We start from the raw sequence: 12,011 nt of genomic DNA on the forward strand, positions 1-12,011 counted from the left end.
CATCGGACGTTGCGGGACGATCAACCGCCGCTCACTCCTCCTCCAGCAACGCGCGGACCGGCGTCGGCCGGACGGGGGCTTGCGCACGCAGGCGCCCCACCTCTCCGGCATGCGCAAGCCCGCCGGAGACGGCGATCAGCTCGGCCGCGGCCAGCTGGCAATAGCGGCCCTGGCAGCGCCCCATCCCGGCACGGCCCAGCGACTTCACCCGGTTGGCCTCCGCCCCGCCATAGGCCGCCGTCTCACGCACCGAACCGGCGGTGATCCCCTCGCAGCGGCACAGCACGGTGTCGTCGGGGACCGCCCGCACCCGATCCGCCGGCCAGGGGAAGGCACGGGCGATGCCGCGGGCGAAGCGTTCCAGCCGGGCGAGGCGCTTCAGATCGGCCGCAACGTCCGGGCCCGGCAACCCCGGATCGGGCAACCCCAGATCGGACAGGCAGGCCGCCGCGGCGAGACGGCCGGCGACCTCCGCCCCGTCGGCCCCCAGCAGGCGCAGGCCGTCGCCGGCCAGATAGACGCCCTCCCCGGCCCGGCCCATGCGGTCGGTGCTGGGCAACCATTGCGCCCAGGTCGCATCATAGGCGAACCGGCAGCCGGCAAGGTCGGCAAGCTGGATTTCCGCCTTCAGATGCCAGCCCAGACCGGCGGCATCGCAGGCCGTCCGCCGGGACCGTCCGCCGGCATCCATCCAGCGGACCGCCGTCACCCCGCCGTCCGTAACTCCGCCGTCCGTCGCCTCGATCCCCTCCAGAACGACGCCGGCATGATAGAGTCGCCCAAGCCGCGCCCGCATCGCCACCCCTTGCAGGGCGAAGGACGGGCGGACGGCGAGGTCGGGGACGGCGGCGATCTGGCCGCGCAGGCCGGCGGTGTCGAGGACCGCGGCGACCTCCGCCCCCGCCTTCAGCAATTGGGTCGCCAGCAGGGTCAGCAGCGGCCCCGACCCGGCCAGCACGATCCGCCGCCCCATCGCGACGCCCTGGGCCTTCAGCGCGATCTGCATCGCACCCAGGCTGTAGACGCCGGGGGCCTGCCAACCCGGTACCGGCGCCAGACGGTCGGTCGCCCCGGTCGCCAGGATCAGCCGGTCGTAGCCGATCCGGCGGCTTCCGCCGTCACTGACCGCATGGAGCACACCGCCGGCAAGCGCGACGACCGAATGGCGCGGCAGATGGACGATGCGGCCCGCCGCCGCCAGCCCGTCGAAGGCGGCGTGCAGCGCCACCGCCTTGCCGGCCTGCGAGCCATAGAGCAGCTCGGGCGGGCGGGTGAAGCCGTCGGGCGGGCGGCGGTAGATCTGCCCGCCGGCCTTTGCCCCCTCGTCGATCACGGTCGGGCGCAGACCGGCCGCCGCCAGAGTTTCCGCCGCCCGAATCCCGGCCGGCCCGGCCCCGACGATCACGACCCGCGGCTGGTTCGGTTCCGTCACGGCCAATCCTCCCGCGTCCGGGTCAGCAGCCGCATGCCCTCGGCCAGCGGCGTGGAGCAGGCGCGGATGCGTGCGCCCTGCTCCTGCCAGATCCAGCAATCCTGGCAGGCCCCCATCAGGCAGAAGCCGGCGCGCCGCTCCGGCCCGAACTCCGCCTGCCGCAGCGCCGGGGCGTTGGTGAGGATCGCCGTCAGCACCGTATCGCCGGCAAGCGCCACGCGCTCCACGCCATCCAGCAGGAAGCGGACCGGGGCGCGCCCCGTCTCGGCCAGCCTGACCAGCCTGCCCGCCGCCGTCGCGCTCATTCCACCGCCTCGCGGACCGGGGTCTTCGACGGAGGCATTTCGGGGAAGCGGGCATAGACCTCGGCCAGCGCGGCTTCAACCCCACCGGCGCCATCGCGGCCGGCCATGCGGCTGAAGATTTCCGTCTTGGCGAAGAAACGCCAGTGGACCGGCAGGCCGGCGAGGGTGCGCGTCAGGAAATCATAGGCGTCCGGCGTCCATTGCCGCTCGTAGCCGTCGCGCTCCGGTCCGAAATGGAAATGCCCGGTGGGTGCCGGCCGGTCCGCCCGCAGCCGGTCGGTGGCTTGCGCGTCGAGCACACCGTCGCGGATGACGACGCCATATTCCCGCTCCGCCGCCTCCACCGAGACATAGCCGCGCGCCACGTCCTGGACCACCCGCCAGGACTCGCGCGTGAACGGGTCGCCCCGGCCGCCGCCGCCGGCCGAACGGATGTCCAGCACGTCGCCCGGTTGCAGCACCGCCGTGTCGATGTTGCCCAGCCGCCGTTCACCCGGCGTGCCGGGATTGACCACCATGTCCGACAGACCCGCCGCCCGGCCGCCCAGCACGCCCCAGGGGCGGAAGAATCCGCGGTCGCGGTTGCGCGCGGTGATCCGGGTGTCGGGGGAGAAGACGCGGAAGGCCATGTGGGTGGCCAGCCCGCCGCGCCAGCGCCCGGCCCCGCCGCTGTCGGCCGCCAGCCCATAATGGACGAACTCCACCGGGGTTTCCATCTCGGTGATCTCGATGGGCGTGTTCTTCAGATAGGCGGCGTCGGCCCCCGACCCGTTGGTGCCGTCGCGATGCGGCATGCCGCCGCCGCCGCCGACCACCGGGTTCACCGCGGCGATGATGCGGCTGCCGGTCCGCTCGTCGGTGGTCATCACGTTGACGATGCAGTTGTTGCCGGCCGGCGCCGCCGGAAGCCGCTCCGGCACCGCCTGGGAAAAGGCGCCGAAGATCACCGAGCGCAGCCGCGCGCAGGTCAGCGACCGCATCCCCACCGCCGCCGGGAAGGTCGGGTTCAGGACCGTCCCTTCCGGGGTGATGCAGGTGAAGGGCCGGGTCAGCCCGGTGTTCAGCAGGATTTTCGGGTTGAGGGTGTAGAGGACGTAATAGACGCCGACCAGCAGGATGGTGTGGCGGGGATCGCCGCCCGACGGCACGTTGAGCGAGGATGCCAGCTGCGGATCCGAGCCGGTGAAGTCCAGCACCGCCTCGTCGCCCCTGATCGTCAGGGTCAGCTTCAGGCGGCAGGGGTTGGCGGTGACGGAATCCTCGTCGGCATAGTCGGCGAACTCCCACCGCCCGTCGGGCATCGCGCGCAGGATGTCGCGCGCCTGCGCCTCGGCATGGTCGAGCAGGGCGTCGACGCCGTCGAGGAAGGCGGTCTTGCCGAACTTCTCCACCATGGCGAGGATCTTGCGCTCCCCGGTGTTGAGCGCGCCGACCAGCGCCTTGATGTCGCCGATGTTCAGGTCGGGCTTGCGGACGTTGGTGGTCATGATCCGCAGGATCTGCTCGTCGAACACCCCTTCGCGGACCAGCTTCATCGGCGGGAAGCGGATGCCCTCCTGGTGGATTTCGGTCAGTGCCCGCGACAGCGAGGCCGGGACGGCGCCGCCCATGTCGGTGTTGTGGATGTGCCCACCGGTCCAGGCGATGATTTCGCCGTCATGGAAGACCGGCTTCCACAAATGGGTGTCGGGGGCGTGGGTCGCCACGAAGCCGGAATAGGGATCGTTGGTGAAGGCGACGTCGCCGGGCCGGTACTCCTCGATCATGTCGATGGCGCGGCCATAGGTCAGGCCGGGATACCAGGTCGCCCCCAGCTCCATCGGCACGCCGAAGGTCTCGCCCCGGCGGTTCAGCAGCATGACGGTGAAATCCTCCGTCTCCTTGACGAAGGCGGAGTGGGCGGTGCGCTGGAGCGTGTGGGCCATGTTCTCGGCCGCCGACCGCGCGTGGTTCGCCAGCACCTGAAGCTTCATCTTATCGAAAGCAGGGCGATCAAACACAGGCGTCACTCCGCAAAGGTCAGGTGGAGGTTGAGATGCGCATCGACACGGGCTGCGGTTCCGGCCGGGATGGCGAAGGTGGTGTCCTCCTGGGCAACGATGGCCGGTCCCTCGAACCGGGCGCCGGCCTGCAAGTCCGAACGGCGGTACAGCCCGACCGGGGTCACGGCGCCGCCGGTGAAGACCGGCACGCTGCGTTCCGCCGAGGCGGCGTATGGCTCCTCCGGCGCTGTCGGGAAATGCAGGGCCGGGCCGTTTCCGATGGCGGACAGACGCAGGTTGACGATCTCGATCCGCCCGTCGGGGTCGTGGAAATCGTAAAGCCGGGCATGCGCCGCGTGGAAGGCGTCGGCAATGGCGGCCGGATCGCCGCCGTCCAGCCATTCGGGATTCAGCGCCGTCTCGATCTCGTAGCTCTGGCCGGCATAGCGCATGTCGGCGACGATCCTCAGCTCGGCGGCACCGGAATGGCCTTGCGCCGCCAGCCAGTCGCGCCCTTCCCCACCCATCGCGGCGAAGGCCTCGCGCAGTGTCGGCATCAGGCCGGGGGAAAGGTCGGCGAACAGGGTGCGGACGAAATCGCCGCGCAGGTCGGCGACCAGACCGCCCAGCGCCGACACCACGCCCGGCCAGCGCGGGGCGACGACGCGCGGCATCCCCAGCTCGCGCGCCAGGAACGCGCCCAGCATCGGACCGCCGCCGCCGAAGGGCATCAGCGCGAAATCCCGCACATCGACGCCGGCCCGCGCGGCCATCTTCTCGACCTCCGCGAACATTTCCGACACCGCGACATCGAGGATCGCCTGGGCGGTCGCCTCCACCGAGCGGAACAGTTCGTCGGCCAGCCGCTTGACGGCGGCGCGGGCGAGGCCGGCGTCCATCCGCAGCTGCCCGTAGGCCATCTGGCTGTGGCCGAGCCAGCCGCACACCACCATCGCGTCGGTCACCGTCGCCCAGTCGCCGCCGCGGCCATAGCAGGCCGGACCCGGCGTCGAACCGGCGGACGCCGGCCCGACGCGCAGCACGCCCTGCCCGTCGACGCTGGCGATCGATCCGCCGCCGATGCCGATGGAGCTGACCGAGACCGACGGGATGTGCAGCGGAAACTCGCCGATCATCTCGCCGACGCCGAACTGGGCCTGACCGTCGATGATGAGCGCGAAATCGGCCGAAGTGCCGCCGATGTCGAGCGTCAGGATGCGCGGTTCCCCCGCCTGCCGGGCCAGCCACGCCGCCCCGTTCACCCCGGAGGCCGCACCGGACAGCAGCATGTGGACGCAGGCCCGCTTGCCCTCCGCCGCGTTCATCACGCCGCCGTTGGACTTGGTCAGCAGCGGGCGGGCGGGCACCCCGCGCCCGGCCAGCCGTCCTTCCAGGGCCGAGAGGTAGCCGGAAATCCGGGGATGGACATAGGCGTTCAGGACCGCGGTCGTCGTCCGCTCATACTCGCGGATCACCGGCCAGACCTCGGCGGAGGTGAAGACGAACAGCTCCGGGGCCAGCCGGGCGACCTCCTCCTTCACCGCGGTTTCGTGGGCGTCGTCGCGCCAGGAATGGAGGAAGGAGACGACGACGCCCATCGCCCCCTTGGCCTTGACGGCGGCGACGGCATCGGCGACGGCCGCCATGTCGGGGGCCTGCCGTTCCGTCCCGTCGGAGCGCAGCCGGGCGGGAATGCCGAAGACCATGTCGCGGGCGACCAACTGGTCGGGGCGCGAGCAGAACAGCGAATAGGTGTCCGGCATGCGCAGCCGGGCGAGTTCGATCACATCCTCGAACCCGGCATTGGTCAGCAGCGCAAGCGGCGCGCCCTTACGCTGGATCACCGTGTTCATGCCCACCGTCGTGCCATGCACGAAGCGGGTGACGGCGCGCGGGTCCAGACCCTCGCGCTCCGCCAGCAGGGTCAGGCCGGTCATCAGCTCCACGCCAGGGTCGTCCGGCGTCGTCAGCACCTTCAGCGACGCCACCCGCCCCGACCGCGTGTCCAGCGCGCAGAAATCGATGAATGTCCCGCCGATGTCGACGCCGACCTTCCAGTCGGCCTCACCCAAGCCTCCGTCCATCTCCGCTCCTTCCGGCAAGTCAGTCCGTGTCCGATCTGAGGGCAAAGCTGACATGGCGGGCCGGAGACGGTCCAAGAGCCATTGAGCGCAAACACATAAGGCCGCCTTATGCTTTGCGCCGCATAAGGCGGCACTCCCATAGCCCGGCCTTATGGGATCCTGCCGAACCCGTCTTTGACCCGCCCGCCGGTCGTGGGCAGCCTGACCGATGGGGCGGAGCCATGTCCGCCCGCATGTGGGAGAGGTCGATGAGGGTTATCGTGCTGGGCGGCGGGTTGATCGGATCGGCCGCCGCCTTCTTCCTGGCCCGGCGCGGCCTGTCCGTCACGCTGCTGGAGCGCAACCGCGTCGGCACCGGCGCCACGGTGGCGTCCTTCGGCAACATCCGCCGCACCGGGCGCTATCTGCCGCAGCTGCCGCTTGCCCACCGCTCGCGGGCGCTGTGGGGGGAGGCGGAGCGGCTGCTGGGGCGGGATGTGGAGTTCCGCGCCACCGGCCATCTGCGGCTGGTGTTCGACGAGGATGGTCTGGCCGACATGCGCCGCTATATCGCCGACGCGCGGCCCTGGGGGCTGGAGCTCGACGAGCTGTCGCCGCCGGAGATCCGCCGCCGCTTCCCCGGCCTGGGGCCGGGCGCCATCGCCGCGTCCTTCTCGCCGCAGGACGGCAGCGGCAACCCCCGCCTGATCGCCCCCGCCTTCGCCGACGCCGCCCGCCGTCTGGGGGCGGAGATCGTCGAGGAGTGCGGGCCGGTGGAAGTCTCCGCCACCGCGTCGGGCTTCGAAGCGACGACGCATCGGGGCCGCTTCACCGCGGATTGCCTGCTGAACGCCGCCGGGGCCTGGGGAGCGACCATCGCCGCCCGCTTCGGCGAAAGTGTGCCGATGGCGGCCTATGGGCCGCAGATGGGCGTGACCGAACCCCTGCCGCACCAGATCCTGCCGGTGGTCGGCATGTGGTCGCGCGCCGGCGGGGACGGTTATCTTCGTCAGGTGGAGCGCGGCAACATCGTCTTCGGCGGTGGGGCGGAGCGGGTGCCGGTGGCGCTCGATCCTGGCCATGCCAGGGCCGATCCGGCACGGCTGCCCGGACAGTTGCGGGCCCTGGTCCGGCTGCTGCCGGCGCTGGCCGACGTCACGGTGATCCGCACCTGGTCGGGCTGCGAGGGCTACGTCGCCGACAAGCTGCCGGTCATGGGGGCATCGGCGACGACGCCCGGACTGTTCCACGCCTTCGGCTTCAGCGGCCACGGCTTCCAGCTCGGCCCCGGCGTCGGCGACGTGATGGCGGAGATCATCGCAACCGGACACAGCGAAACGCCGCTGCACGACTTCCGCATCGGCCGTTTCCAGACCGCCGCCGTGCAGGCGGCGGCCGCTCATGCCACCCAGGCCTGACAGGGCGCACCCGCCCGCTTCTCAGCGGGCGGGCCGCAGCGCTTCGGACCGGGCCGTGAACCGGCCGGACAGCGGGACCACCAGGGCGGAGGCGGCGATGACGAAGGCGCCGGCAAGGCTGACCGGAGAGGGCAGCAGGCCGAAGATCGCCGCATCGAGGATCAGCGCCCACAGCATGGCGGTGTAGTCGAACGGCGCCTGGGTCGACACCGACGCGCGCGCCATCGCTTCTGTCATGGTGATGTGCGCCAGCCCGCCGGAGATCCCCGCCCCGATCAGGCAGGCCAGGGACAGCCCGCTGGGGGTGACCCAGCCGAAAGGCCAGCTCGCCAGACCGCCGAGCGCGCATAGAAGGGCGAAATAGAAGGCGATGGTTCCCGGTGCTTCGGTCGCGGTCAGCGTCTTGATCTGGACCCGCCCCGCCGCTGTGGCGAACGCCATCGCCAGCCCGGCCGCAACCCCGATGAGGGTGCCGCGATCCGGCGTCGGCCCTTCGAAGGCCGGCACCAGCATCAGCACCACGCCGGCGAAGCCGACCAGCGCCGCGCCGATGGCCACCGCGCCTGGCCGTTCGCGCAGGAACAGCATGGCGGCCGGCACCGCCAGCAGCGGAGCCAGGAAGCCCAGCGCGGTCGCCAGCGCCAGCGGCAGATAGGCCAGCGAGACGAAGGAGAGCACCATCGCCATGCCGCCATAGAAATTGCGCTTCAGGTGCCCGACCGGCTGCCTCGTCCGGAGGGCCGACGGAAACTGCCGGCGCCACATCAGATAGGCGACGATGGGCGGGATCGCGAAGGCACTGCGGAAGAAAACGATCTGCCCGACCGGCGCCTCGGCGGAGGCCAGCCGGACGAACAGCGACATCACGACGAACAGCCCGGCCGACACCAGCCGGAGCATGATCCCGGCGCTGTTGCCGGAGGAGGATGGAACGGGAGAAGGTGCGGGCACGGAGTCAGCGTGAGAGCCGGCGGAGGGGTCCGGCGTCTGTCCCGGCATGATCGGCGCATCCTTGTTCATGAAGCGGGTGGCGGCTCAGCCCAGGGCCTGGGTGGCGAGCGCATAGGTGACGGGACGGTCCGGCGCCCGCGTCGACGGGTCGGTCAACGGCGCGCCCAGCGACATGGTCAGCACCGTATCGTGAATCCTCAAACCCGACCGGGCGACGAACAGCGGGAACGGCCCTTCGTCCAGATGGGTGTCCAGGCGCAGGAAACGACCGTCATGCTCGTCCACATGGGGCTGGATCACGGCAATCGCGTCCTCGTCCGCCCCGGCGACCACCGGACCGACGACATGCCCGCGGCCGAAGGGACGGCAGAGCGCGAAGGCCACCAGAGCCCCGTCACGTTCCAGGCCATAGCCGACCGACTGTTCGAACAGCCGCGCCATCAGCCCGGCCCGCGAAATTCCGAAGGCACGTTCGTCCAGCGCCGTCACCGCCGCCAGATCCGCCGCCTCCAGCCGCCGCACCGCCTGCGCGGAAGCGGGCATCGGCGCGGCACGGTCGCTCCTGCGCGCCTCTCCCTGGCATTGGAACACGGTCCGGTGGCCGATGAAGCCGAGCGAGCGGTACAGCGCCAGCGCCGCACGGGTGGCGTTGAGCCGGTAGGTCCGCCCCGCCGACGCCGACAGCACCCGTTTCATCAGCCAGTCGCCGACACCCAGCGCTTGCAGCCGGGGCGAGGTCATGACCATGCCGATGGTGGCGAAATCGTCGCCGTGGGGAAACCACATCGCCGATGCCAGAACGCGGTCGATCTCGTCCAACGCGACGAAGCCATGGCCGACCTCGCGCACGAACTGCCAGTCCTCCGCGCGATGCGGCCAGCCGACCGAGATCGACAGCGCCTGCAGGCGTTCGAGGTCGATGTCGGCGATGTCGGCCACCCGCACGTCGAAGGCGTCGACGGTCCGGGAGCCCGGTAACGCACCGTCCCCCACCCCATCCCCAACCCCGTCTTCCATGCCGCTCTCGCTCAACGCTTTGCCCTCCCCGGATTTTCCATAACGTGAGGCAGTGCCCCCTTGGGTCAACCGGCACGCCTGAACCATCCAGCGCTCCCCGAGAGTACCGGAGCAGCCGCCGCACAATTCACCGCAAAGCACCGGGTCGGCACAACAATCAACCAAATCGCCCATGCATTCGGCACGGAATCGAGCGGCAGCCGGATAAGATCGTAGCTGCCGCAGCCGTCAAGCCGGCGCCCCTCTCCTCAACACAGCAGCGAACCCGCAACGACTCCCCGCGCCCCAAGGCGCGCAGCATGGGACAAGGTGAGGCCGTCATGACCGTGACCGACATCCTGAAGGATCTGATCGGCATTCCCTCCGTCGTCGGAACCCCCAACGGCGCCATCGTCGACGGCATCCGCGGCATTCTGGTGGCTGCGGGGGTCCGCGTCCGGGTTCTGCCGGGACCGGAGGGCGACCGCTTCAACCTGTTCGCCACCATCGGCCCGGCGATGGTTCCGGGCTATGTGCTGTCCGGCCACATGGACGTGGTGCCCGCCACCGAACCCGAATGGACCGGCGACCCGTTCCGGCTGCGCACCGACGGAAACCGGCTTTACGGGCGCGGCACCTCGGACATGAAGGGCTTCATCGCGGCGGCGCTGGCGGCCCTGCCGGCCCTGACCGCCGCCCCGCTCGCCCGGCCGATCCATCTGGCCTTCACCTACGACGAGGAGGCGGGCTGCCAGGGCGCGCCGCATCTTCTGCCGCATCTGCCCGACCTGTGCGCACCGCCGCTGGGCGTCATCGTCGGGGAACCGAGCGGCCTGCGCGCCGTCCGCGCCCACAAGGGCAAGGCGTCGGCGCGGCTGACCGTCCGCGGACGATCCGGCCATTCCTCCCGCCCCGACCAGGGGCTGAACGCCATCCATGCCATGACCGACGCGCTGACCGCCGCCGTCGTTCAGGCTGGCCGCCTGAGCGAAGGCCCGCTGGATTCGGTCTTCGAACCGCCCTATTCCTCGCTTCAGGCCGGCACCATCCAGGGCGGGCTGGCGGTGAACGTCATCCCCGAAACCTGCACCGCCGAATTCGAAGCCCGCGCCATCGCCGGGGTCGATCCCGTCTCCCTGCTGGAGCCGGTGCGCGAGGCGGCGCTGCGGCTGGAGCAGCGCGGCTTCGCCGTCGACTGGACGCAGACCAGCGCCTATCCCGCCCTGTTCCTGGCCGCCCGTTCGCCGCTGGCCCGCCTGCTGGAGGAGCTGACCGGCCGGGAACCGCAGGCCGCCGTCAGCTATGGCACGGAGGCCGGCCTGTACCAGACCGCCGGGATCGACGCGATCATCTGCGGCCCCGGCGATATCGCGCGGGCCCACCGTCCCGACGAGCACATCCTCGTCGAGGAGCTGCACGCCTGCCAGTCGATGATCGAGGCGCTGGGCCAGCGCTGCCGCCTCTGACCATCGCCCGCGGAAGCTGAGCCTCGCCCCCCGCGCATCGTCAAAGAGATTCCAATGACCTTCCTGTTCAATTCGGATGCCGTGCGCGGCGCGATCTTCGCGGACGCCTTCGCCCAGGCGCTGCCGGAGCTGCCCTTTTCGATGGACCCGGCCAGCGTCGATCCGGATGCGGTGCGCTACCTGATCACCTGGACCATTCCGGCAAACCTCGCCCGCTACCGCAATCTGGAGATCGTCTTCTCCATCGGCGCCGGGGTGGACCAGTTCACCATGACCGCCCTGCCCGACCATGTGAAGGTCGTCCGCATGGTGGATGACGGCATCGTCCGCATGATGCAGGAATACGCCACGCTGGCCGTGCTGACCCTGCATCGCCAGATGCCGGCCTACCGTGCGCAGCAGAGGGACTGCCTCTGGCGCCCCCTGCCCCAGCCGCAGGCGGCACAGCGCCGGATCGGCGTGCTCGGGCTGGGGGTGCTGGCGCAGGCGGTGCTGGAGCGGCTGAAACCCTTCGGCTTCCCGCTGTCGGGATGGAGCCGCTCGCCACGCGAACTCGACGGTGTGACCTGCCATCATGGCGCGGACGGCCTCGACGCGATGCTGGGCGAAACCGACATCCTGATCGTCCTGCTGCCGCTGACGCCCGACACCCGCGGCTTCCTCGACGCCCGCCTGCTGGCGAAACTGCCCCGCGGTGCCGCACTGATCCACACCGGACGCGGGCCGCAGCTGGACCACGCCGCCCTGCTGGACGCGCTCGACACCGGCCACCTGTCCGCCGCGATGGTCGATGTGACCGAGCCCGAGCCGCTGCCGGCCGACCATCCCTTCTGGACCCACCCGAGCATCGTGCTCACCCCGCACATCGCCAGCATCACCCAGCCGGAAAGCGCCGCCCAGGCGGTCATCGCCAATCTGCGCCGGCATTTCGCCGGGCAGGACCCGGTCGGTCTGGTCGACCGGCGGCGCGGCTACTGACACGGCTGCCTGACACCCCTCCCGCGGCACCGCCGCTCATCGATCAAGGAAGTTCTCATGTCGCTGCTGAAGACCATCGACACCGCCCCGACCTTCGCCCCGCGTGAATCGACCCCGATGCCGGACCGGCTGATCGCCGGGTCGCCCGCCTTCAAGACCTGGGCGCAGGACGCGGCCAAGGACGACACCGTCAAGACCGGCGTCTGGGAAGCCACGCCGGGCGAAACCCGGTCGATCAAGGGCGAAACCTTCGAGTTCTGCCACATCCTGTCCGGCGTTGTCGAAATCACCCCGGACGCCGGCGAGCCGGTGGTCTACCGGGCCGGCGACAGCTTCGTCATGAAGCCGGGCTTTACCGGTGTATGGAAGACCATCGAGACGGTCCGCAAGATCTACGTCACCATCGCCTGAGGGTCCGTC

At 70.8% G+C, this 12,011-nt stretch carries 10 protein-coding genes; 4 read left to right on the forward strand and 6 right to left on the reverse strand.

What is annotated here, in order from left to right; genetic code table 11:
• Positions 1–31: 31 nt before the first annotated feature.
• From ABNQ40_RS34055 to ABNQ40_RS34070, 4 genes are read right to left on the reverse strand one after another with little or no spacing between them, the layout of a single operon-like run.
• On the reverse strand, positions 32–1,432 hold the full coding sequence (locus ABNQ40_RS34055; RefSeq protein ID WP_109049173.1) for an NAD(P)/FAD-dependent oxidoreductase: 1,401 nt from the start codon (positions 1,430–1,432) through the stop codon (positions 32–34).
• A complete protein-coding gene (locus ABNQ40_RS34060) occupies positions 1,429–1,737 on the reverse strand; it encodes a (2Fe-2S)-binding protein (protein ID WP_109049172.1) in 309 nt (102 codons plus the stop codon). The genes ABNQ40_RS34055 and ABNQ40_RS34060 overlap by 4 nt, the downstream gene beginning before the upstream one ends.
• Positions 1,734–3,710, reverse strand: coding sequence for a hydantoinase B/oxoprolinase family protein (locus ABNQ40_RS34065; RefSeq protein WP_109049171.1), 1,977 nt, complete (start codon positions 3,708–3,710; stop codon positions 1,734–1,736). The genes ABNQ40_RS34060 and ABNQ40_RS34065 overlap by 4 nt, the downstream gene beginning before the upstream one ends.
• Positions 3,711–3,742: 32 nt before the next feature.
• The gene (locus tag ABNQ40_RS34070) at positions 3,743–5,803 is read right to left on the reverse strand and encodes a hydantoinase/oxoprolinase family protein (RefSeq protein ID WP_109049170.1); all 2,061 of its coding nucleotides are present in this window, start codon (positions 5,801–5,803) and stop codon (positions 3,743–3,745) included.
• Positions 5,804–6,051: 248 nt separating this feature from the next.
• Here ABNQ40_RS34070 and ABNQ40_RS34075 point away from each other — a divergent pair, with 248 nt between their 5' ends.
• A complete protein-coding gene (locus ABNQ40_RS34075) occupies positions 6,052–7,200 on the forward strand; it encodes an FAD-binding oxidoreductase (protein WP_109049169.1) in 1,149 nt (382 codons plus the stop codon).
• Between the two features lie 21 nt (positions 7,201–7,221).
• Here ABNQ40_RS34075 and ABNQ40_RS34080 read toward each other — a convergent pair whose 3' ends face one another.
• Both ABNQ40_RS34080 and ABNQ40_RS34085 read right to left on the reverse strand, forming a co-directional pair.
• Positions 7,222–8,100: a DMT family transporter gene (locus ABNQ40_RS34080; RefSeq protein WP_391349364.1), complete on the reverse strand. Its 879-nt coding sequence runs from the start codon at positions 8,098–8,100 to the stop codon at positions 7,222–7,224.
• A gap of 135 nt (positions 8,101–8,235) precedes the next feature.
• Positions 8,236–9,168 carry a GNAT family N-acetyltransferase gene (locus tag ABNQ40_RS34085; RefSeq protein WP_109049168.1) on the reverse strand — a complete coding sequence of 311 codons (933 nt, stop codon included), beginning with the start codon at positions 9,166–9,168 and terminating at the stop codon, positions 8,236–8,238.
• 320 nt (positions 9,169–9,488) lie between these two features.
• Between ABNQ40_RS34085 and argE the strand changes: the two genes are divergently transcribed.
• The 3 genes from argE to ABNQ40_RS34100 are packed head-to-tail and all read left to right on the forward strand — an operon-like array spanning position 9,489 to position 12,002.
• On the forward strand, positions 9,489–10,613 hold the full coding sequence (argE, locus tag ABNQ40_RS34090; protein ID WP_109049167.1) for an acetylornithine deacetylase: 1,125 nt from the start codon (positions 9,489–9,491) through the stop codon (positions 10,611–10,613).
• 54 nt (positions 10,614–10,667) lie between these two features.
• Positions 10,668–11,591, forward strand: coding sequence for a glyoxylate/hydroxypyruvate reductase A (locus ABNQ40_RS34095; protein ID WP_109049166.1), 924 nt, complete (start codon positions 10,668–10,670; stop codon positions 11,589–11,591).
• A gap of 57 nt (positions 11,592–11,648) precedes the next feature.
• On the forward strand, positions 11,649–12,002 hold the full coding sequence (locus ABNQ40_RS34100) for a cupin domain-containing protein (protein ID WP_109049165.1): 354 nt from the start codon (positions 11,649–11,651) through the stop codon (positions 12,000–12,002).
• Positions 12,003–12,011: the final 9 nt, after the last annotated feature.

This window comes from Azospirillum sp. A23, from assembly GCF_042938965.1.
GTDB classification, from domain to species: Bacteria; Pseudomonadota; Alphaproteobacteria; order Azospirillales; family Azospirillaceae; genus Azospirillum; species Azospirillum melinis.